Here is a 21806-nt window from a genome sequence, read left to right as displayed (position 1 = left end):
GTCGCTTTAAGTTGCGCCTGACTGCCGGTATCCGCATCATGGGAATCAGAAGCAATTGCCGCATTTTGTAGCGCTTTGGCTATCGATAACGCATTTTCCAGTTGGGCTATATTGGTTCCTTTATCTAAGTTGCCAAACTAACCTAAGATTTGGGGCGATATTGTGGTGGCATTGTTGTTTTATTTCTTACTTTATCCCTTTGCTATCAATTTAAGTTTTTTTATTATTTAATATTATATTTTTGTTTAATTGCAGCTAACTCTTCAAGTGATGTAGCATTAAAGGCTTCTACCATCCATTCTGGCCAGCCTTCACCCTCTATCATATCTGTTTTGAATTTAGCTTCTTCATCTGTTTTGTATTTACCACCATCTATATTTACTGATTTATAAAACATCATAAAATTATTGATCCAATTCCAGATAAGTATTCTCCCTGAAGCAGCGCCCTTGGGTTCTAACATAACATGATCAATGACCTTATTTGTACCTGATTGACATACCATTAATAACGTTACAGGTGCAAAATCACGTAATAAATTGTGGATAATTACTCCATGCAAATCATTCCAATCATACTCTTGTATACGGCGTTTTTTGGGTTGTAAAAATACTTTAGGGTGGTGTAATACTTTGAAGTTAAAAAAGTAACTTTCATTAACGTACACTTTACTCGTCTTACGATTAAATATTATGGGGTTACCCATGCGTGAAAATACATTTTTGTAAAATCCAGGAATCACTAAATATAAAGCAGCACAATCAATAATAAAAACAACTAAAGAAACTATTGTTTCTTTATTTAATCCATAAAGAAACATAAAAATAACCATACCAACAAATATAATACTTAATACAATAGTTAAAGGAATATAGTCAAACTTACCTGAGAATTGGTCATCATGCTCCAGACGAATAAAGGCACAATAGTTATCATTGGCAAAAATTAATTGACGAACATACCGTGGAACATCATAGTTTTTTATCTAGATCGTTTAACCAGCCAAAGATCTGAGGGCGATATTTTGATGGCATGATTATTCTCCTTTTTATTTACTCTCATGAAATTTATTACTATCTTGCTTAATTATCAATGGGATTTCATCACAAACTTTCGTTTCAATTTAAATATTAATTTGATAACTTTTTAACAGATCATTAGCAGAGATACCCGCTATCCATGTTATTAATGTTAAGCCGCTCTCTGGCTAATTAGGAACAGGGCTTTTTAGTTCGACTTTTTTCAGTATCGTTAAAATTAATTTGTATTGTCGTTTTATTGTACATTAATTTTTTCTTGATCTTCGATTATTATAATGCTTGTCAAAATAACTTTTTTGGTGTGGTAACATCGTCTCTAATTTTTAAAGTTTCTTTATCTTCATCTTTGTCAATTAGGATATTATCATTCGGTATAGATCGTTTATTTATCTTGATTGAGTTGATGTTAAAATTTTTTGGCAGAAAATCAATTAAACCATTTCCTTTGCCCAATCTCTCTATTTTATTGATTTTATTCTTCTAGTTTTCATCTTCTTTTCTGAATATATAATCGTTATAATTATTAATAAATTTACTATAATCAATTACTAATGGATGAAAAAACTATATGATAAAAAAACATATTTACATTCTGAGACAAATTTCTATTGTTTTGTTAGCTTCATTATCATTACAGGCGTTAGCCAATAATTCTCACGAAGAGCCAAACCTTACTAATCTGAGTAGTATTAGCCTACGAGAAGCTAGAGCCGGTTTTACAACAAAGTTAGTTAACCCGGAGATTTATGATCAAGCTCCACTTACTCCACCTGAAGATATTTTTTCATTGGTTTATTACCCTGCCAAAGATGGTGAAATGTCAACTTATTTAACTCCTGATCCAAAGGATGGAAAAAAGCATCCTGCTGTTATCTGGATTAGTGGTGGTTTTGGTGGTCAGGGGGACGATTTTTGGTCACCCGCTCCGAAATATAATGATCAAACAGGTAGTGCTTTTCGTAAGGCTGGCTTAATTCTTATGTTACCCAACTTTAGAGGAGAAAATGGCAATCCAGGGATAGATGAACTGTTTTATGGAGAAATAGATGATCTTGAAAAAGCTCGCCAATTCTTAGCGTCTCAATCATATGTTGATCCTAATAGAATTTATTTGGCCGGACATAGTACTGGGGGAACTCGTGTATTATTAGCCAGTGAGCTTACAACAGGTTTTCGTGCCATTTTTTCTTTAGGGGGAGTCAGCGATATAAAAGCTTGGGTAGGAGATAATGTAGATTTTTTGCCTTTTGATACATCCGATCCACAAGAGTTTAAACTTAGATCACCAGGTTATTTTATTGAATCAATTAAAACGCCAACATTCTATTTTGAAGGTGAAGAATATTACAATAAGAACTTTGATACTCTTGCTACTATAGCGAAAAATAAAAATATTCCTCTTTACTCAAACATGATAAAAGGAGGAAATCATTTTAATATTATCTACCCTATTACTGAATTAATCAGTCAAAAAATAATAAATGATACAGGTGAGAATACGAATATCACGTTCACCCAAGAGGATATTCTTAAGATAGAACAGTCTCTTTATTAATGAACACTTAGCGTTGATTAAATTAATTATTTTATAATTATCTTAGAAATGGATATATCTAAAAGTAGTATAGGAAACTATGCTACTTGGGTGTACGACTTAGGCTTCAAGATGTGTTGATACATCTAAGGCAAGACGATGTATAAGGAGGATATATTAAGCCAGCGCGTTGTTTATATTTAGCCTTTATTCATTTTAAAATCGAGAAGCTTTTTGTTCATTCTAAATAAACAATATAAATCAACTGTTTTCAGATTGGTTGATTAGCATAAAGAATAAAGAAATATTATAACTGTATTCCGATTTATCTGATCTGAACATATACCATAATTAAGAAAAAGTTCTACGCCATACGTTTGGACTAACTTGATATCTGTTTTTAAAGTATTGTCTGAAAGATGTGGTATTCTGAAATCCAGATAGTTCTGCAATTTTTTCTATTGATAAAGAGGATGTTTCTAACAATTCCTTACTACGTAACAACCTTTCATTAGTTAACCAGCCCACTAACGTCATACCTGTCTCTTTCTTAAAGTGACGTGTGAAAGTGCTTCTACTCATAGAGGCTTTTTTGGCAAGTTCATCTATAGTATAGGACTTGGTTAAGTTCTTTCGTAAATTATCCAAAAGCGCATTTATTTGTTTGTTATGGACAGCCATTACGATTGGATGCTCAATATATTGAGCTTGTCCTCCTTCACGATGAGGAGGTGCAACCATTACACGAGCTATTTTATTTGCTATTTTACCACCGTAGATTTTGCGAACTATGTATAAGCAACAATCCAAACTAGCAGCGGTTCCAGCAGATGTTATAACATGATGATCTTCTACATAGAGGGCATTATTATCTAATGTTATTTTAGGAAAGCGTTTTTTAAAATCTATCTCAGCCATCCAATGTGTTGATGCTTTCTTACCATCAAGTATTCCTGTATATGCCAGTGCGTAAGTTCCATAACATAGCCCAACTATTTGAGCACCACGTGTGTACGCTTGATAAATAGCATTAGCTAAACAAGGTTTCGGTGGTTTAGTGAGATCATGCCATCCGGGAATCATTATGATGTCTGCTTTTTCGAGTACTTCTAGCCCGCCATCAGATTTTATTGTCATCACATTTTGAGTTTCATGTTTCTTATTTTCTATAGAGACGATTTTTAGATCAAATAATTTACGTTCTTCAACCTCAAGATTAAATATCATATAAGGAATTGAAAAGTGAAATGGACTAATGTTTGGATAAAGAACTAATGCGATGCAGGGTAAATTCATAACATTTAAGCTTAAAAAGTTAGAACATATAATTTGACCCGATTATTTCGATGATTGATAAAAATGTCAATGGTTAGTTATTCAAACTAATTCAATAATAAGCACACTAAATAATTATTGAGAGGTCATATTTATATGAAAACTAATTTCAGTCTGGCTGATAAAACATCTAATCTGAATTTTAAAAACAATACTAACCAAGTTTTAATTCAGCAAATCAGAAATGCAACATTGAAGATTAGTTATGCGGGGACTATTTTTTTAATTGATCCTATGTTAGCACCAAAGGGGGCTTATCCTGGTTTTGAAGAAACTTATCGTAGTGAGTTACGTAATCCTCTCATTGACCTACCAGCTAGCATATCAGAGATAATCAAAGGAGTAGACGCAATTATTGTTACACATACACATCTCGATCATTGGGATGATGCTGCACAAGAATTTATTCCCAAACATTTTCCTTTATTTGTTCAAAATGAGCAAGATGCTAAGTTAATTCAATCGCAAGGCTTTACTAATATAAGAATATTAGATAACAATATTCTGTTTAACGATATCCATTTAACTAAAGTAGGAGGTCAGCATGGTACAGATAGTATGTATGCAGTACCTGATCTAGCAAATCGGTTAGGCGATACTATGGGTGTTGTTTTTCATGCAAAAGGTTTTAAAACGCTTTACATTGCAGGTGATACTGTTTGGTGTGATGAGACGACTAGAGTGATTAGTAATTATAAGCCAGAAATAATTGTTCTAAATACAGGATATGCCCGACTCAAAAACTTTGATGGTTCGATTATCATGGGTAAAGATGATGTCAAACATGCCTATCAAACAGCGTCTAATGCAATAATCATTGCAACCCATATGGATGCAGTTAATCATGCAATGTTGACACGTAAAAAACTTCGTGAATATATAACTAAAGAAGGGATTAATGATAGAGTGCTTGTACCTAATGATGGTGAAACGATCAAACTGTAAATTAAATTATTATTTGTGATCCTCTTTCACTATATTTCATAATTTCAACTGAGATTTTTTTGCTAATTAACAGGATACTTTGGTAGCGAGATAAATTTGCTTAATACAAAGTATCTAAATCAAGTTTATGTGAAAAGTCTATTTAACTTTATTTGCCTTAGTCACTATTATAATGAAAGATCTATATCCGCTCCCTTAAATATATTCAATAAAATTTTAGGAAAAACAATGACAAAAAACGCTATGTATTTTCAAGTTTTTCTTCTTTCAATCGCATTTGACAATTATGAGCAATAGGTTATCCATCTTTCTATAGCACAAAACTATCATAATATAATTTGTTGATTTGTAAAATCGACCTCATTATAATTCTATATCTTTGTTTAATTTGATATTTTTAAAAAATTACGGGATAAGAATGGAAACTAAACAATTAGAGAGAAAACCAATAAGCCTGATGGCGATAGTATCAGTGGTTTGTAGTATTGTCGCATTTTTTAATTTGAATAACATCTTTATCAACTGCATGCTTTTATTTTTAGCCATATTTCTAGGCTCTAAAGCTAAAAATGATATTCGATACCTTAAACTGAAAAGAGGTTTAATATTTGCTCAGATAGGTATTTATTCGTCCATTATACAACTTGTAATTATCTTTATAATTTTCTTTATAATTTATTCACCATCTATTGTATGTTATTTAACTGGTAATTATTACCATTGAGTTTGATGAGATAAAAAATGTCATTTCAACAATGTATTGATTCCGCTATTAAGGAAAAAGAAATTTTCTTTATTGGTGAAAAACTACCATCTGATTGGTATGAAGGTTTTATATTATGGGAAAAAATAGCCCAAACAGGCGATCCCAAAGCGTTATTTAATATAGCTTATTGTTATTTCACTGGAGAGGGAACTAGCAAAGATATCAATAAAGCAATTGAATATTATGAAAAATCAGCCCAAAATGGTTTTCCAGATGCTTATTATCATATCTATAATAAGTTAAAAAATATTGATGAAAAAACAGCGTTAGAATGTTTAGAAAAAGGTGTTATTAATGGTTCACTTTTATCTAAGCAATCTATTGAAAATGCTCGTTCTACTTACCAATATCACGAAAAATGGAAAATTTATAATAAATATTACACTGCTATTCAAGAAAGTATTAGCAAAAATAATATTCAAAAAATTAAAAATGTAATAGCTAAAGCAAAACAAGAAGGTGTAGGTGATTGGTTTGAAGAGATAGAATATGGCATCCAACTTAAAGCTAAAATTTATTATCAAACAGTAATGAAACAAAGTATAAAAGATATCATTTATCATAGTGATGGCGGTTCATCCCATACTTATAATTATGACTGCTATGATAAATGTAAAGTAAAATTGTATAATCCTACAAATAAACCAATAGAATATTGGTGTTTAAATGAGCTTGGAATCATTAATCCTAAACAAAAAAAAACAATCTATGGTATTACTCATAATGCGAGTTCAGGATGCATTCAAGTAAACTATACAATTTATCAAAAAGACAATCCTAGATATTCTTCTTTTTCACTACCTAACCAGCGAATAAAAAAAACATATGGAATTTTCTCCAAGATATTAAAAACTATAGCTTTTTTCATAATTATCATCATGATCGTTCGGTGTAACTTTCATATATAAAAAGAATTAAAAAAGGGTTACCCCTCTTAATTTTAATAGTATGTTAAAAACAGAATAAGTTAAATAGTCATTTTTAATTAATCAGAATTTTTCAATTGCTTATTAGTGGCAAGGCGGCAATATATGCCTCTTAGCTTATACCTATATCAAGTTCAAGGTCTAAATAGATCATTATCAGGGTACAGTTGGTGTTCATCAACAATTGATAAACTCGGATTCGTTCTCTCATGGTTACAGCCTTTGAAGCCAAAGGATATAATAAACTATCCAATTTTTAAGCTTCCGTTATTATAAGGATGTGCTTTAAACGCGATATGTTTTAGCCTAAGTTCAATGTTTTATATTATTTCTATCGATATGGATATTACCTTAGATAATTGATTTTAGTGATTGAATATAGGCAACTGTGACAAGTTGCCTTTTTTATTAAATCAATTCAGGTTGATATTTTTTCCATAATGCTTGCTTTTCTGCTATCAAATTAGCTTTCCATTTTTTACAAGCTTCTAAATTACGTCCTCTTCTGCTTGATTCAATAAGATATTCTTTTTCACGTTTAGCATAATCATTTAAGAAAGACCAAGGCACACCATAAGCACCCGTTTTACGAATTGTTGGAATAACTTCACCAAATACCCAGTTACTAAATCTATAGGCAAATGTTCCTTGTAGAGTCGCCTTTCTACTTCGTGAAATGAGTTTATAAAATCCTGATTCTGAAACTATGGCATAATTTGGATTACCGCTATTTTCGTAACTTAAAGTTACAGTATTCCGTTCATGCTCATTTAATGACATTAATGCTTTTCTTGAGTTTGTAATTTCCAAGGCTTTTGCAATATCAATAGCTATAAACCAGGGTTCACCCAAATAAGTAATAATTCGTACTTTGATACCCTCAAATTTTATGATGCTTAATTCATCTTGTTTAACTATTATCTTAGTAGCTTCCATTGGCAAATCCTCGGCGTTTAGTAGGTTGATTAATTTTTTGAACTACTGGCGGATTGTCGATCCAGTGAAGTAATTCCACTAATGACCAACCACATGAGTTAGCACCTAAAGATTTTCTTAATGGATATTTACCCTCTTTCCCAAGTTGCCAAGCAGTAGAACGGGCAATACTAGTAATTTTGTATCTCTTATTTTCACAAACAAGGCGATCATATTGGATACCATATTTATCCCTAATGGCTTTGTGTTGTTCTGGAGTGATTGAATATGACATTGAAGGCCTCCTACTGTACTCGGTTGCTTTCTAAGTAGGATTTTACTTCGGTGATATCATAAACCGTTCGACGTTTTGATAATTGAATGCCTTTAGGGAATTTAGGATTGTAGCGTAATGTATTTTTAGAACAGCCTAACATTAACGCTAATTCATCAAGAGAGTAATATTTTTGGATTGTATTTAATTGCATTTGTTCTTCCTCACTGAATTAATAATGTTGAATGCATTGAGGATTGTTGGGCATGAAATGGTATGAAGTAAAATGGTATGGAGGGGTATGAAATGGTATGAAATGGTAGGAATTTTCATTCAATCTATTTTTTTACCAGTTTTAGGGTCGAATAGATCAAAAATTTTAATACCATTATGATTATTTTTTATAGAACTAGTTAGGGCTGGTATTGATTTTATATTTTCTCTTCCTTCTTTAGAAAAAGCATTAAACCAACCATTTATTGTAGTATGGTGCCTATTAGCAAATACACCTATTTTTTTTGCAAGATCACCTTTAGATATAATTTTACCTTCAGAGTAGTATTTATTCTGTGTAAAATAAGCAATTTCACACCACTCCGCTTTATCTCTAATTTTATTTAATTTAGGTTTATTTGTTATTGATTGTGGCTTTTCACTAATTTTTAGAGCTTGTTCTAAAAGACTTCTAATATCTTCAGTTAAAAAACCAGCATAATAATCTGTTGCATCCCACATACACTGTGATATGGGTCGATCTCTATATTCATCCCTATTTACTATATACTTAGTTAGCCTTAAACCCTCAGTATCTACATAAATAATAAACCCCAAAGCCCCATCCTCTGGAAAACACCAGTACGGTTGTTTTCTTATAACGAGATTAATGGAACTAATAGTAAATTGAGTATCTCTAGTATAGGAAAATATATTTAATTGTATTTTTTTCTCTAAAACAAAATGAAAAAGTTCTTGAGCATTAAGAGTAAACCCAGCATCACTGAGATATCTTAATGATTCATCAAATGTTAGCTTATCACGAAGATCAAATAAATTATCCATTGTTTCCCCTAAACAATCCCCTATGAAATGATTACGCCAGTCCGTTAGGGTTACGGATATTCGGGGATCAGCCTAGGCGTAATTTTTAAATTATACCATTACTGTATAAAAAAACACTTATTTGAATACCACATTTTTGTGGGATTTAGCTAGCCAAAGGAAAGAGTTGCTTTTGAAATGATTATAACTATATCATTTTATTTAATTGCGACTACAAGTCGAATTTGAAGTCTGATCTACTAACATGATTCTATGTTATATATGTTATTACTTTCTTTGGCTTGGCTGACTTGATTTGAGTATCATTTAGAGGTTTTATAATCTTGACCATATTATACGAATTTAAGTTATAGTTGAGCGTATAACATAATATATAACATAAGAGTTTGATTTTCGCTAAATCTTCTTGAACTTAGTTAAACAGTAAATTAGCTAAAAAGCTTGTTAGATAAAGATTTTTTGAACATTATTGAATTTTGATGAATTGAGGAATGGTGGGTTGTGAGGGGATCGAACCCGCGACCAATTGATTAAGAGTCAACTGCTCTACCGACTGAGCTAACAACCCACTAAGTTGGAATGGCAGAATTTTACCTAAACTAAGCGATGAATGCAAATAATATTAATAACAAATCACTAAAAATTAGTGAATAAAAACAAAAATTCCTTATTAACAGTTTATTTAATAAAGTTAAATTATCTATTCTGAGACAACATTGGTCATTTATTAATAATATAATCGATTTATGATTTTAAGTATTGCATCAGAAATTAAAATCAATTTGCCTTTATGGATGTTTAATTTTTGAAAACAATAATCTGGAATAAATATAGCTAAACATCATTATCAATATGATATAATGCATATTTTATAAAATGTAACATAAACATGACGACTAATAACGATTTCTCTAAACTTGAGCTTGATGAAGCATTACTTAAGAGCTTGAGTCAACAAAATCTTACTACACCTACGACTATACAACTTGAAACTATTCCTCATGCTCTCGATAACCGAGATATTCTGGGTTCAGCGCCAACAGGAACCGGTAAGACTTTGGCTTATTTGATACCTGCTGTTCAACATCTTCTGGATTTTCCTAGACGAAAACCTGGTCCTCCAAGAGTTTTAATTCTCACTCCAACGCGAGAACTTGCAATGCAAGTAGCAGAACAAGCTAAATTATTAACGCAATTTACCACATTAAGTATCGCGACCATTACTGGTGGTGTTGCCTATATGAATCATGCTGAAATTTTTAGTAAGAATCAGGATATTGTCATCGCCACTACCGGCAGACTCCTTCAATACATTAAAGAAGAGAATTTTGATTGCCGAGCTATTGAAATACTGATTTTGGACGAAGCTGATCGTATGTTGGATATGGGATTTGCTCATGATGTGGAAACAATCGCAGCAGAAACTCGCTGGCGCAAGCAAACGTTTCTCTTTTCTGCAACACTTGAAGGACAAGGTTTGTACGATTTCGCTAAACGTATCCTTAATGACCCAGTGGAAATTAATGCTGAACCTTCTCGTAAAGAACGCAAAAAAATTGTTCAACTCTATTATCGTGCTGATGATATTAAACATAAAACAGCTTTGTTAATTCATTTACTGAATCAATCCAGTGTTACAAAAAGCATTATATTTGTACGTAAACGTGAACGCGTTCATGAATTGGTGAACTGGCTCAATGAAGCGAATATACGCAGTTGCTATCTAGAAGGGGAAATGGTACAAGCTAAGCGCAATGAAGCCATTAAACGCATGGTGAATAACACCGTTAATGTTTTAATTGCCACTGATGTTGCTTCTCGTGGTTTGGATATTGATGATATAAGTCATGTATTTAACTATGATATGCCTAAAACAGCCGATGTATATTTACATCGCATTGGTCGTACCGCCCGAGCCGGTAAAAAAGGAACTGCGATATCTTTAGTAGAAGCTCATGACTATGAATTATTAAAGAAAATAGAACGCTATATTAACGAACCGTTGAATTTAAGAGTTATTGACGAACTAAGACCAAAAACTAAAGCACCTAAAATTACTAAAAAGAAAAAACTATCTGATAAGGCCAAAGCTAAAAAAGAGACAAAATTAAAAGAGTCGAAAAAGAAGAAACTTCGACATCGGGATACTAAAAATATTGGAAAACCAAAGAAAAAATTATCAATTAATTAAAATTAATAGCCTTTACTTATGAAATTAATTGTTTTAATCAAGTTTTCTATATCGAATTGAACGATATAATGTCACTACTTTCATTAATAAATTATTTTTTTGTCCCGATGTATAATAATAACCAAGGAGCTATTTTATGACACTCGTTACCCGTAAAGCACCCGATTTTACTTCTTCTGCAGTTCTAGGTAGTGGAGAAATTGTTAACAATTTCAATTTTTCTTCTTTTACTAAAGGTAAATATGCTGTAGTTTTTTTCTGGCCAATGGATTTTACTTTTGTTTGTCCTTCTGAAATTATCGCTTTTGATCACCGTTTTGAAGAATTCAAAAAACGAGGTGTAGAAGTGATCGGTATTTCTATGGACTCTGAATTTGTTCATAACGCATGGCGTAAAACACCACAAGATCAAGGCGGAATTGGTGAAGTTAAATTTCCTATCGTTGCCGATATAAAACACGCAATTATGCAAGCTTATGGCATTGAACATCCTGAAGCTGGTGTTGCATTACGTGCATCTTACTTTATTGATAAATCAGGTATTGTACGTCATGAAACAGTAAATGATTTACCAATTGGTCGTAACATCGATGAAATGTTGCGTATTGTTGATGCCTTTCAGTTCCATGAAGAACATGGTGAAGTATGTCCAGCTCAATGGTCTAAAGGTAAACAAGGTATGAAAGGTAGCCCAGATGGTGTGGCTAGCTACTTAAAACAACATGCTAATGAACTTTAATTTTATAATTTTTGTTCAGCCTGTTTTTATTTACTAAACCGGAATTAATATTCCGGTTTTTTTGAATTTTAATACCAATATTAGCTATTAACATTGTTAAAATTTATAATTATCAAAACAAAAATCCTAGTAATTTTATCTTATATTCCTATAAATTAAAGAAGATTTGAAATAGTTAAGCTATTTTTTTTATGTTAAAATAGCGACATTTCCATCAATTATATCCTATTGATTTTTGACTATTTTATAATAATATTTTACTGAACTTATGAACAATTTATCCCCTACCATTGGGTTTGTTAGTCTTGGCTGCCCTAAAAATCTTGTTGATTCTGAACGAATATTAACTGAATTAAGAACACAAGGATATCAAGTCGTTCCTTCTTACGACAATGCTGATCTCGTGATTGTAAATACATGCGGTTTCATAGATAGCGCTGTACAAGAATCATTAGAGGCGATCGGTGAAGCATTAAATGAAAATGGTAAAGTCATTGTAACTGGTTGCCTTGGTGCTAAAGAAGACCAAATCAGGACAGTACATCCAAAAGTTTTAGAAATTTCGGGACCGCATAGTTATGAATCCGTATTGACGCATGTAAATAAATACGTACCTAAACCGAAATTTGATCCTTTTACCAGTTTAGTACCACAACAAGGTGTCAAACTTACACCGAAACATTATGCCTATTTGAAAATTTCTGAAGGTTGTAACCATCGTTGTTCATTTTGTATTATTCCATCGCTACGTGGTGATATGGTTAGTCGATCAATTGGTAATGTTCTTGATGAAGCAAAACGACTTGTTGATAGTGGTGTCAAAGAACTATTGATTATTGCTCAAGATACATCAGCTTATGGTGTTGATACCAAAAATCGCATGGGTTTTTGGAACGGTATGCCAATTAAAACAGATATCCAAAATCTATGCGAACAATTATCTCAACTTGGCATATGGGTGAGACTACATTATGTTTATCCTTATCCAAGCGTTGATAACTTGATTCCATTAATGGCTGAAGGCAAAATTTTGCCTTATCTAGATGTTCCATTACAACATGCTAGTCCTTCAATATTAAAATCAATGAAACGTCCTGGAACAATTGAGAAAACACTTGAACGAATTCAAAGATGGCGAGATATTTGTTCAGAGATTACTTTGCGCTCAACATTTATTGTTGGTTATCCGGGTGAAACAGATCATGATTTTAATTTATTATTAGACTTTTTATCAGAAGCTAAATTAGATCGTGTGGGTTGTTTTACTTATAGCCCAGTTGATGGTGCGATCGCAAATGAACTACCTGATCAAATCCCTGAAGAAATCAAGCAAGAACGCTATCATCAATTTATGCAATTACAGCAGACAATTTCAACACAAAAATTAGCTGAAAAAATAGGTCAAACTTTACCAGTTATTATTGATGAAATAGATGAAGAAGGTGCCATTGGTCGAACCATGGCTGATGCGCCTGAAATTGATGGTGCGGTTTACCTAAATGAAGAACACAACGTTAAAGTAGGCGATATCGTTAATGTTGAAATTGAACATTCTGACGAATATGACCTATGGGGTAGTGTTATTAAAAATAACTAAAGATTGATGCTCTATATATGCAAAATACAATAAAAAAAGAAAGTTCGATATTAATCAAATTATCTATACCTGTAATCTTAACGCAGTTAGCTCAAACTGGTATTACTTTTGTCGATGCTATTTTGGCCGGAGATTATAGCGATGCTGCATTGTCAGGTGTAGCTATAGGAGTATCAATTTGGTTACCAACAATTTTATTTGGTCAAGGACTTTTATCAGTACTAACGCCTATCATTGCCAATTTAAATGGCATGGGGCGGCGTGATCAAATTGCTAATCAAACTAGACAAGGTTTAATTATTGCCACATTTTTGTCGATTATACTCATGGTGATCTTATATAATTCTGATAAATTGATTGCTTTACGAGATAGTGATGACAATCCAATTGATCCTGAAATGGTTCATATTGCAGTATATTTCCTACGCTCAATTATGTGGGGAGTTCCGGGTTTTTTATATTTTTTAATCTATCGTTTCCAATGTGAGGGATTATCCAATACTAAACCAACAATGTATGTAATGTTTATTGCTTTACTAGCTAATATTCCTATTAATTATGTATTAATTAATGGTAAATTAGGTTTTCCTGAATTTGGTGGTATTGGCTGTGGTATAACCGGTGCAATTATATTTTGGTTAATGTTCTTTCTTATAAAAGGTTATACTGTTATAACTAAAAGCCAAAAAGATATTCTGAATACACCAATCAAAAAAGTTTTTGATTTCGATGTTTTAAAACGGATAGTCATATTAGGAATTCCGCTTGCCCTAGCCTACTTCTTCGAAGTCAGTCTATTCGCAATAATTGCGCTTATGATTGCACCTTTAGGGAAAGTTGCTGTAGCTGCTCATCAAATCGTTTTTGAACTAAGTAGTATGACGTTTACATTAGCGATATCGTTAGGGGTAGCAACGAGTATACGCGTAGGTTATCTGTTAGGTAAGCAACAACCATTGCTTGCGAAACGAACTTCCTACATTAGTTTAGCTATGGCATTTTTTCTGTCATTGATTGTGGCTATTCTGTTAATCATATTCAAACACTCGCTTGTTTTGTTATTTACTGATAAAACAGATATCATTGAACTCAGTTTACAATTAATTATCCTATTAGCTATTTATCAGGTATTTGATTATCTGCAAGTTACTGCTAGTAATGTTTTGCGTGGCTATAAAGATACTAAGAGTATATTTTATATTACATTAGTTTCTTATTGGGTTATTGGTTTACCATTGGGCTATATTCTGGGATTAACAGACTTACTTGGTCAACCTATAGGAGCTGCTGGTTTCTGGATCGGCATTATTCTTGGTTTATTATTTGCCTCATTATTATTGATTGCTCGTATGATTTGGATTCAAAGACGACCTGTCGATGAAATCCTAAAACAGTCTAATTTATGAGCCAGCTAATGATTAAGCTTGTTTGTTTTGTAAGCAAACAAGCTTTTACGATTATAAATACATCAATTTCCACTTTTTTTTACTTGCCTCTTAGCCATTTAACCGCTATCATTTGCGCCTATAGAAATTGATTCAACAAATTGTATACGCCCGTAGCTCAGTTGGTTAGAGCATCACCTTGACATGGTGGGGGTCAGTGGTTCGAGTCCACCCGGGCGTACCATCCCAAAGCCTTATCTGATAAGCCTTTCCAGTGATTGTGGTTAAGATATAAAATTTACTTGGGGTAAAACCCCCATCGTTTTTTATTACTTTTTCTGTAAAATTGAGATAGAAGATTACCAGAAATTTTTAGCTAAGATTTATATTTTAAAAATTTCAAATGAGCATAATTCGTACATTTGTACACTCTGATTTAATCACCAAAAATAAATTGTTCAGTTATAAATTTGTGACTAATGAGGTCACTAATTTATAGAGCGAAGACTCTTAAGATTATGACAGCAGGACAAGAAGATTATCTAAGTAGACGAATGTCTTCACTAGGTTATAGGATAAATGAGCCTGTTGAAATTGAAATACTTGGCGAAAAACCAACTCTTATAACTGCTATATTAAATTATATGAGAAATGAATTGGATTATGATTTGGACGATATAGCCAAAATATTTTTTCTGTCTTCAAAAGAAGTTGAACAACTTTACAACTTAAAGCCTACTATTCCCACATTTAGAATAGTTCAATAACCAATATTGTGTGAATCATGATTGTAGTGGCAAGTGGAATAATAAAATAAAAGAAAAGATAAATAATTTTTAATAAAACACCCACCAGTATCTACCAATTACCTTCAATTATTTTTAGCGCTGTTCTATTAGGCTAATGAGACAGAACAAATTTGCAAACAAATAAAAAATTATTAAACATTCAAGAAATACCAGCAACAATTTACCTTGACGTGGGTCGTAATTATTTCCGAGTACTGGAATCATATAAACACCATAACCAAGCACAAAAATATAATAAAAAATTGCACATATTCGCTTTATATTTAAAGATTTATCATTGTAATAATTTGATGCACGAAACAAAAAATAAAGCCTAAAATAAATACCCAATAACCATAAACAAATAAATAATATCCATTGAATAATCATTGTTATATATCTCCTATTTCTAACAATACAATATTTTTATTGGGTTTATTTCCATTTTCTCTTTTTTTTTCTATTGCTATTGACTGCAAATTCTAATGAACTAGAAAAAAACACGTATACAACAGCTATTAATATTACTGATATTAAAAAAGGTAGATTTAATATGACCTCATTTCTTACAAGTTCATGTAAGAATACAGAGTAAGCCATTATAAAATAACAATAGATAACATAACATATTCGTTTACAGTTTAGCGATTTATTATATTTATAATCAGATTCACTAAATTTTTTAAAATAATATCGAAAAAAACACCCTATTATTGCTAAACAATAATAGCAAACACAGATTAATAGTATCATTGCCCTATACCACCTTCTATTATGTTTCCCTCAAAATCTTTTCTATATTCCGTGTTGTCATTTCTTTTACATACATAATAACCCGGTACATCTTCATCATCGCCCGTTATAGTTATCACCAAATGACAATCATCCACAATCTGCTTTACATTAGTTATTTTTTCTGGCTCTCTAACAGTCATAATAATCTGTTCTGTATCTTTGTTAAGGATAAAAGCGTTTCTTATTTCTTTTAATAAATTACCAGAAGCAAAAGCATCTCCCAAAATTTCTAAACCTAATAAGCGTTTACTCATTTGCTTATAAGCCATTTCTAAGTCCTTATTACCATAACGAAACAGCTTAAATATTGGATTACCAAACTCATTTAATTTAGGTATAAGTTTTACTTTTCCATAAAATGAAACGCCAAAATCAAACGCATCATAAGCAATACTCCCAACTGAAGCATCAAAACCAAGTGACTTAAAGGCTGATTGATATACCTTTCTTAGTGGTCCCTCAACTTCCAAACTCCTATTACCACCATCAATTTGATTCATGACACCATTATAAAGACCTGCACCACCTTCATATGTGCCATTAACTCCGTGAGCCACTAATGGCGCACCCAGCATACATCCTATACCCTTGTCACACAGAGCAAACCCCGCCATAGTCTGACCCATACCGCCTAAAACGGAAAGCCCATTCTTGATCCATAGAATAGATTGCACCCAAAGGCTTTTTTTCTCTTTTTGGATCTCTTCCGAGCCTTCCGCATAACTTATTGAGCCATTATCTACCTGTGAAACTATACTATTTGCAAAGGTTTCTATAGCCCTCATAAATTCCTGTTGAATCACCATATAGTATAAGTGCTTTTCGCAAACTTCTTTAGCTATTTCTAGCAGCTCTTGGACAGCTAATCTTACTTGTGATTCTATTGATTCGGTCGATTTTGCTGATTCTGTTTTATCATTAACAAACAAAGAGCTTAAACCCGCATTTTTGACACCTATTCTTGTTTGTGTCTCTATTGATTCTTGCGGTTTTGTCGATACAGTTTTTACATCAACAAAGAACGAACTTAAACCCGCAATAATTTGAGTTCCTCCCTTACATCCACAAATTACATGGCAACCATCATAAGCAGCCGGTACGCCATTATATGTAAGATTAGGCGCTCCCTCGATAATTTTCCCCGTAGTTCCACATTTTGGACAGCTTACCAAATCACCTACTAAAGCAATATTTCTACCGCCACAACTAGCATCACCTGCTCCAGTAATAATATATCCGCCTTTCGTAGTTCGATCGCCTACCACTGCGACAAGTTTACCCATTCCAGAACTCCACTTTATCGTTATTATATGCGTTAGGAATGGGTATATAGTTTATATATTTATAATAAAAGATCTATCATTTATATTGTTTGAATAATCTATATTGCTCTTTGGATTGTTTATAAGGTGGATCATTGATTATAATCGTTAAGCGTCATTGGCTTAGACAGGAAGACAACATTAGGATTGTTTATAAAAATTAGATTTTTGAAAGGACAAAAAAGATAATTAATTGTGTTGATACTAAATTAAATGACAAGTGTTAAAAGAAATTTATTGAATTAATAGAAAATTAGCTAAGCATTTTTTTAGGTTTAATAAATAACTTTTTAATCAAAAATTCATACTTTGTTCTAATAGTTTAAATTTATTAAATTAGATTAGTATTTAATGAATAGAAGACTAGCTTTATCATATAATAATTGTAATATTTTCAGCAAAAACTATTAACATTGAATAAACTCTCCTATGAATTTAGAAATCAAATTGCTTCTGCATTCAATAGTTAATTATTTGATTCTAGTGCATATGGTTTCATATTTTAAATGTTCATTCGAATCATAATTATCCAAATAAATATATTGATTTTCAACCATTACAAAAGTATCTTGTGATTTTTTTGAAATGGAGTTAGTTTTTACTTCTATTTGGTTATCGTCTATTTTTTTTGTTTCCCTTCTACTAAGACTAGATAGATTAAATTCTTGCCATAATAATGAGTTATTTTTTTTCAAATACAACTTATCTTTTTCAATCGTAAATTCAAGGTTTGAATTATATTTTTGATTCAAACTAACATAATCAGTATCTGTAACCCTTAAATAATAATCACGTTCACACTCCCATTTACCAACAAGATACGCATTCGTAACTTTATCATTATTACAACCAAACAAAGTAAAACAAGCTAAACTAATTAACAAAACATTTTTCATACCATTCCTCTCATTTTCTTAATAAGAATATTTTTTATGAAGATTTAGGCAATTAAAAGGCTAAAAGGTAGAAGTTTACCTAGAGCTGGACATAGCATTTCCACATTTACTCCCGAATGACTACCGTTAGTTACGATCTTAAACGATGTAATTTTCGCTGTGAATAAACACTTAATTGCACAGTGCTATTCTGTTAGGGGTAATCGATCATAATATCTTCTAGCAATAAAAAACCCTCACAAGGAGGGCTTATAGAAATTAAATTGGTTAACAGATAATTATTTTATTCTAGTACAAACTTGTACAATTTTATATTTAGATTTGGTTATCCCTTCATTATCATCCGAACAATTGATAAACATCTCCATTTCAAAAGTATGCTTATTACTTGAATTTTTAAATAAATTTCTATTAAGAACATACTCACAATCGTTAGCTTTATTTTCTGTTTTTAAATTATTATAAATTTTATCCAAATCAACTTCTGCTTCTTCCTGATCTGTACTTTTCATTAATAAAACCCCATTAACAACTTTATAAGAGCGGATCACTTGTGTGCTACTTAATTCAGAGTAATCACTGTATTCTTCTAATTTAGAATCATAGCTACTTTCATATTCTTTATTAAAGCAGCCCCACTTACCGACCAAAAACTCATTAGTAACCTTACCGCCATTATCATCACTCCATCCAACCAAAACGAAAGAAACCAAACTTAACAACGCAACCTTTTTCATACCATCTCCTTTTTTGGAGTTTATAGTATGAAAAATAATTAACGATATCAATCATAATTTAGACTGAATAAAGGAGATATGATCATAGAATTAAATACTTACCCTGAATCACTAGCGTTATTTACGATCATAAACAATGCAATTTGCAGCGTGAATAAGAAATTATTTTCACAGTGCTTTGAGGTATTAAATAATTGTTTATGATATCTACAAACAATAATAAACTTCACAAGTAGGGATTATTAAAATTGAGTTGTTCAACGGATAATTATCTTATTCGGGTGCAAGTTATTTCATTTTTAAATTTTCTATTAAACGAATCATATTCTTCATCTTTACTAATGAATTCACATTCATCAGTTGTAATAAATTTATCATCGGATACTTTTTTAAGTGATTTAGTTACTTTCATTTTTAAAAAGCCATCTTCGTCTTGGATTGTTTTATTATTATATTCCTCAACAAGACTTCTTTTTGTCCATTCGTCTTTGTTTGTAATCTTTGAATATAAAGAGTTATTTTCATATTTAAACGTTACTAATACCTCAAATTTTTCATCAATTTTATATTCACCAAAATTATTTCCATCCCAAATAGATTTGTAGTCAATATAGTTACATTTCCAATCACCTATAAACATTTTATCTGAAACAACCTCATCTGATACAGTCTTATTACACCCAGACAAAAATAAACTAATTAACCCAACCAAAAATATCTTTTTCATACCATTCTCCTTATTTTAGGCTCATAGTATGAAAAATAGTTAACGGCATCAATTATAATTTTGACTGAATATTGATGGTTCTGGAGATATTTTGACAAATACTACCCGAATGTCTGCTTATTTAGCTCGCTATTTCCTGTTTAGCTTGCATTTAGATTATCTTGCTTTGTGAAATAATCAATAGTTGACTCACTTGTTACTAGCGTAGATTCCAACAATCGATATCCATTGAATAACAGTTACGTTATCAATCGCTATTTTGTTTAAACAGATTTCAAGAAATGATTTTATTTTTTTGTACTTATCTATAAATATTCTATGCCCAAAATACTATAAAATAATTATTGCGTTAAAAGCACTTATCTCATTACGTGCTTTAGTAAATAGACCTTGATGATGCGCCTCATATAAGCTCTCTTCAATCCCAAGTGTGCTATAAAGAAAACTAATTTTTACGTCATCTATACCCGTATAACTTAGGCCTTTCACGTAATTAAATGTTGTTCCTAGCTATGCTCTACAAAATCAGATTCAGTACCACCTATTAGTGCAAAAAATCTAATTCTTTTCTCTTTTAGCCTACTTCCCTGACCATAGGCTAAACCATAATTCCAGACGCGTTCAAAATAACCTTTTAATATTGCATGAAAACTATATCACCAACTGTAAGACGATTACAGCCGTACCTTTGTCATCAAGTTCAGCGAATAGATGATGAACTTCTGATGAGTATTTTTTTGGGGATCATATCAATCTGGTTCATCGATTTAGAATTAGAGCACTAAGCCTCTGTAAAGAAAGTCAATAATTTTATTATGCTGAAAAATTGAGAATTAAATCTATCCATACGAAAGATAAAATAATTTTATAGAAAAAAAATGACGAATAAAATTATTTATAATCTATGATTTTTGTAGCTTAAATATAATTTATTAGGTACGTTTAACAAAAGTAATTAATACAGATTATCGAACATCTTATAAAACATATTTAAGGTTATTTATGAATATATACAGCGAACAAAAAAAAATGACTTCTTATTTTCCTTCCATTTTAGATAAACTTGATTCGCTTATTGAGAATTCAAAAAATCAGGATAGTCAAATCGTTATTTATCTTGAAGGGGGACATTTCAATAGCTCATATGGTGCAGATGATTTTTCAATAAACTCTTTAAATGATGCCTGTTTTCTAGGTAGATTACTCATAAAAAAATACCAAAGAAAAATTAGGCTTATGTATGGTGTACTTGTTGATAATTTAGGTATGAGTTGTTCTGAAGAGACTTGCTCTTTAATTCCTAATCAAAATATACAAGAAAAGGAACATTTACCTGATGAACTAGAAAGTATTATCACGGAAAATACATTTATAAAAAGAGATAAATTAGTTCTTTCTTTTGAAAGAGCAACCAAAAATAGAGCAATTAAATCCCTTAAAATGCTTTTAAAGAATAACGTAAGTGAATTGAGCGAAGTGCCAAATGAACCATATAACGATATTATTTTCAAAAAAAGTTTTTTACTTGCCAGACGAAAGGCAGATCAATATGTGGCTAAGTGTCCAGCACTAATTGCCCAACATTATAAAGACATAGAGACAATTGTGAAGAAGCGTTTTCCTAAAACTGAACATTGTATAATTATTGACTGGTCTGAGTTAGATGATAAAAATAAAGTAGTACAAGGGAAACAAGCATCAACAATCTTTAAAAATTCACCTTATCCCGTTATTGATATTATCAATATTTTCTTCTGTGATGACAAAGGTGAAATTTTTGAAATCAATTTCAGCTAATTACTAATTAAATTTCAAATCCCCAAAATAAATTAAAT

The 21806-nt window shown here is 31.4% G+C and carries 20 protein-coding genes, 2 tRNA genes and 1 pseudogene; 10 read left to right on the top strand and 13 right to left on the bottom strand.

Annotated elements, in window-relative coordinates:
• Positions 1–223: 223 nt before the first annotated feature.
• Positions 224–820 carry a DUF6708 domain-containing protein gene (locus tag FPB0191_RS05020; RefSeq protein ID WP_039104435.1) on the bottom strand — a complete coding sequence of 199 codons (597 nt, stop codon included), beginning with the start codon at positions 818–820 and terminating at the stop codon, positions 224–226.
• 788 nt (positions 821–1608) lie between these two features.
• Here FPB0191_RS05020 and FPB0191_RS05015 point away from each other — a divergent pair.
• A complete protein-coding gene (locus tag FPB0191_RS05015; RefSeq protein WP_039104434.1) occupies positions 1609–2595 on the top strand; it encodes an alpha/beta hydrolase family protein in 987 nt (328 codons plus the stop codon).
• A gap of 330 nt (positions 2596–2925) precedes the next feature.
• On the opposite strand, the gene FPB0191_RS05010 is transcribed toward FPB0191_RS05015, so the two are convergent.
• On the bottom strand, positions 2926–3870 hold the full coding sequence (locus tag FPB0191_RS05010) for a GlxA family transcriptional regulator (RefSeq protein WP_039104433.1): 945 nt from the start codon (positions 3868–3870) through the stop codon (positions 2926–2928).
• A 135-nt stretch (positions 3871–4005) separates the two neighbouring features.
• Between FPB0191_RS05010 and FPB0191_RS05005 the strand changes: the two genes are divergently transcribed.
• Both FPB0191_RS05005 and FPB0191_RS05000 read left to right on the top strand, forming a co-directional pair.
• On the top strand, positions 4006–4854 hold the full coding sequence (locus FPB0191_RS05005; RefSeq protein WP_052236776.1) for an MBL fold metallo-hydrolase: 849 nt from the start codon (positions 4006–4008) through the stop codon (positions 4852–4854).
• A 741-nt stretch (positions 4855–5595) separates the two neighbouring features.
• Positions 5596–6528 carry a tetratricopeptide repeat protein gene (locus FPB0191_RS05000; RefSeq protein WP_039104431.1) on the top strand — a complete coding sequence of 311 codons (933 nt, stop codon included), beginning with the start codon at positions 5596–5598 and terminating at the stop codon, positions 6526–6528.
• A 426-nt stretch (positions 6529–6954) separates the two neighbouring features.
• Here the strand turns inward: FPB0191_RS05000 and FPB0191_RS04995 are convergent, their stop codons facing one another.
• From FPB0191_RS04995 to FPB0191_RS04975, 5 genes are all read right to left on the bottom strand, one after another.
• Positions 6955–7482 (bottom strand): BRO-N domain-containing protein, encoded by a 528-nt coding sequence (locus tag FPB0191_RS04995; protein WP_039104430.1) that lies wholly within the window; start codon positions 7480–7482, stop codon positions 6955–6957.
• A complete protein-coding gene (locus FPB0191_RS04990; protein ID WP_039104428.1) occupies positions 7469–7756 on the bottom strand; it encodes a helix-turn-helix transcriptional regulator in 288 nt (95 codons plus the stop codon). The genes FPB0191_RS04995 and FPB0191_RS04990 overlap by 14 nt, the downstream gene beginning before the upstream one ends.
• A 10-nt stretch (positions 7757–7766) precedes the next feature.
• Positions 7767–7949, bottom strand: a complete 183-nt coding sequence (locus tag FPB0191_RS04985; protein WP_039104427.1) for a helix-turn-helix transcriptional regulator — start codon at positions 7947–7949, stop codon at positions 7767–7769.
• Positions 7950–8068: 119 nt separating this feature from the next.
• The gene (locus tag FPB0191_RS04980; RefSeq protein WP_039104426.1) at positions 8069–8794 is read right to left on the bottom strand and encodes a hypothetical protein; all 726 of its coding nucleotides are present in this window, start codon (positions 8792–8794) and stop codon (positions 8069–8071) included.
• Positions 8795–9286: 492 nt separating this feature from the next.
• Positions 9287–9362 (bottom strand) — tRNA-Lys (locus FPB0191_RS04975).
• A gap of 321 nt (positions 9363–9683) precedes the next feature.
• Between FPB0191_RS04975 and srmB the strand changes: the two genes are divergently transcribed.
• The 6 genes from srmB (at position 9684) to FPB0191_RS04945 (ending at position 15473) form a co-directional block, all read left to right on the top strand.
• Positions 9684–10985 carry an ATP-dependent RNA helicase SrmB gene (gene srmB, locus FPB0191_RS04970; RefSeq protein ID WP_039104425.1) on the top strand — a complete coding sequence of 434 codons (1302 nt, stop codon included), beginning with the start codon at positions 9684–9686 and terminating at the stop codon, positions 10983–10985.
• Between the two features lie 136 nt (positions 10986–11121).
• Positions 11122–11724: a peroxiredoxin C gene (locus FPB0191_RS04965; RefSeq protein ID WP_039104424.1), complete on the top strand. Its 603-nt coding sequence runs from the start codon at positions 11122–11124 to the stop codon at positions 11722–11724.
• A 268-nt stretch (positions 11725–11992) separates the two neighbouring features.
• The gene (gene rimO, locus FPB0191_RS04960; protein WP_039104423.1) at positions 11993–13321 is read left to right on the top strand and encodes a 30S ribosomal protein S12 methylthiotransferase RimO; all 1329 of its coding nucleotides are present in this window, start codon (positions 11993–11995) and stop codon (positions 13319–13321) included.
• A gap of 17 nt (positions 13322–13338) precedes the next feature.
• Complete coding sequence (locus tag FPB0191_RS04955; RefSeq protein WP_039104422.1) at positions 13339–14727, top strand: MATE family efflux transporter; 1389 nt, start codon at positions 13339–13341, stop codon at positions 14725–14727.
• Positions 14728–14873: 146 nt separating this feature from the next.
• Positions 14874–14950, top strand: a tRNA-Val gene (locus tag FPB0191_RS04950).
• A gap of 274 nt (positions 14951–15224) precedes the next feature.
• Positions 15225–15473 (top strand): hypothetical protein, encoded by a 249-nt coding sequence (locus tag FPB0191_RS04945; RefSeq protein WP_039104421.1) that lies wholly within the window; start codon positions 15225–15227, stop codon positions 15471–15473.
• Positions 15474–16243: 770 nt separating this feature from the next.
• Here FPB0191_RS04945 and FPB0191_RS04935 read toward each other — a convergent pair.
• The 6 genes and pseudogenes from FPB0191_RS04935 to FPB0191_RS12555 form a co-directional block, all read right to left on the bottom strand.
• Positions 16244–17572, bottom strand: a complete 1329-nt coding sequence (locus FPB0191_RS04935) for a DUF4225 domain-containing protein (protein ID WP_052236775.1) — start codon at positions 17570–17572, stop codon at positions 16244–16246.
• A 509-nt stretch (positions 17573–18081) separates the two neighbouring features.
• A complete protein-coding gene (locus FPB0191_RS04930) occupies positions 18082–18507 on the bottom strand; it encodes a hypothetical protein (protein WP_039104419.1) in 426 nt (141 codons plus the stop codon).
• A 278-nt stretch (positions 18508–18785) separates the two neighbouring features.
• Complete coding sequence (locus FPB0191_RS04925) at positions 18786–19244, bottom strand: hypothetical protein (RefSeq protein ID WP_039104418.1); 459 nt, start codon at positions 19242–19244, stop codon at positions 18786–18788.
• A gap of 268 nt (positions 19245–19512) precedes the next feature.
• Complete coding sequence (locus FPB0191_RS04920; protein ID WP_039104417.1) at positions 19513–19971, bottom strand: hypothetical protein; 459 nt, start codon at positions 19969–19971, stop codon at positions 19513–19515.
• Positions 19972–20301: 330 nt separating this feature from the next.
• On the bottom strand, positions 20302–20460 hold the full coding sequence (locus tag FPB0191_RS12120) for an NADPH-dependent FMN reductase family protein (RefSeq protein ID WP_162485153.1): 159 nt from the start codon (positions 20458–20460) through the stop codon (positions 20302–20304).
• A 17-nt stretch (positions 20461–20477) separates the two neighbouring features.
• Positions 20478–20615: pseudogene (locus FPB0191_RS12555) on the bottom strand (NAD(P)H-dependent oxidoreductase); the annotation flags it as partial.
• Positions 20616–20973: 358 nt separating this feature from the next.
• On the opposite strand from FPB0191_RS12555, the gene FPB0191_RS04910 reads away from it, so the two are divergent.
• A complete protein-coding gene (locus tag FPB0191_RS04910; protein WP_039104416.1) occupies positions 20974–21768 on the top strand; it encodes a hypothetical protein in 795 nt (264 codons plus the stop codon).
• Positions 21769–21806: the final 38 nt, after the last annotated feature.

The organism is Frischella perrara, from assembly GCF_000807275.1.
GTDB classification, from domain to species: Bacteria; Pseudomonadota; Gammaproteobacteria; order Enterobacterales; family Orbaceae; genus Frischella; species Frischella perrara.
This window is presented reverse-complemented; position numbering and strand designations above follow the sequence as displayed.

What these genes read in the sequence shown, in the direction of transcription:
- FPB0191_RS04990 (WP_039104428.1), bottom strand. Translation starts at nt 7,756, where the DNA reads ATGTCATATTCAATCACTCCAGAACAACACAAAGCCATTAGGGATAAA.
- FPB0191_RS04955 (WP_039104422.1), top strand. Translation starts at nt 13,339, where the DNA reads ATGCAAAATACAATAAAAAAAGAAAGTTCGATATTAATCAAATTATCT.
- FPB0191_RS04945 (WP_039104421.1), top strand. Translation starts at nt 15,225, where the DNA reads ATGACAGCAGGACAAGAAGATTATCTAAGTAGACGAATGTCTTCACTA.
- FPB0191_RS04935 (WP_052236775.1), bottom strand. Translation starts at nt 17,572, where the DNA reads ATGGGTAAACTTGTCGCAGTGGTAGGCGATCGAACTACGAAAGGCGGA.
- FPB0191_RS04980 (WP_039104426.1), bottom strand. Translation starts at nt 8,794, where the DNA reads ATGGATAATTTATTTGATCTTCGTGATAAGCTAACATTTGATGAATCA.
- FPB0191_RS04910 (WP_039104416.1), top strand. Translation starts at nt 20,974, where the DNA reads ATGAATATATACAGCGAACAAAAAAAAATGACTTCTTATTTTCCTTCC.
- rimO (WP_039104423.1), top strand. Translation starts at nt 11,993, where the DNA reads ATGAACAATTTATCCCCTACCATTGGGTTTGTTAGTCTTGGCTGCCCT.
- FPB0191_RS05020 (WP_039104435.1), bottom strand. Translation starts at nt 820, where the DNA reads ATGTTTCTTTATGGATTAAATAAAGAAACAATAGTTTCTTTAGTTGTT.
- FPB0191_RS04930 (WP_039104419.1), bottom strand. Translation starts at nt 18,507, where the DNA reads ATGAAAAATGTTTTGTTAATTAGTTTAGCTTGTTTTACTTTGTTTGGT.
- FPB0191_RS05000 (WP_039104431.1), top strand. Translation starts at nt 5,596, where the DNA reads ATGTCATTTCAACAATGTATTGATTCCGCTATTAAGGAAAAAGAAATT.
- FPB0191_RS04920 (WP_039104417.1), bottom strand. Translation starts at nt 19,971, where the DNA reads ATGAAAAAGATATTTTTGGTTGGGTTAATTAGTTTATTTTTGTCTGGG.
- FPB0191_RS04925 (WP_039104418.1), bottom strand. Translation starts at nt 19,244, where the DNA reads ATGAAAAAGGTTGCGTTGTTAAGTTTGGTTTCTTTCGTTTTGGTTGGA.
- FPB0191_RS05015 (WP_039104434.1), top strand. Translation starts at nt 1,609, where the DNA reads ATGATAAAAAAACATATTTACATTCTGAGACAAATTTCTATTGTTTTG.
- FPB0191_RS04965 (WP_039104424.1), top strand. Translation starts at nt 11,122, where the DNA reads ATGACACTCGTTACCCGTAAAGCACCCGATTTTACTTCTTCTGCAGTT.
- FPB0191_RS05005 (WP_052236776.1), top strand. Translation starts at nt 4,006, where the DNA reads ATGAAAACTAATTTCAGTCTGGCTGATAAAACATCTAATCTGAATTTT.
- FPB0191_RS05010 (WP_039104433.1), bottom strand. Translation starts at nt 3,870, where the DNA reads ATGAATTTACCCTGCATCGCATTAGTTCTTTATCCAAACATTAGTCCA.
- srmB (WP_039104425.1), top strand. Translation starts at nt 9,684, where the DNA reads ATGACGACTAATAACGATTTCTCTAAACTTGAGCTTGATGAAGCATTA.
- FPB0191_RS04985 (WP_039104427.1), bottom strand. Translation starts at nt 7,949, where the DNA reads ATGCAATTAAATACAATCCAAAAATATTACTCTCTTGATGAATTAGCG.
- FPB0191_RS04995 (WP_039104430.1), bottom strand. Translation starts at nt 7,482, where the DNA reads ATGGAAGCTACTAAGATAATAGTTAAACAAGATGAATTAAGCATCATA.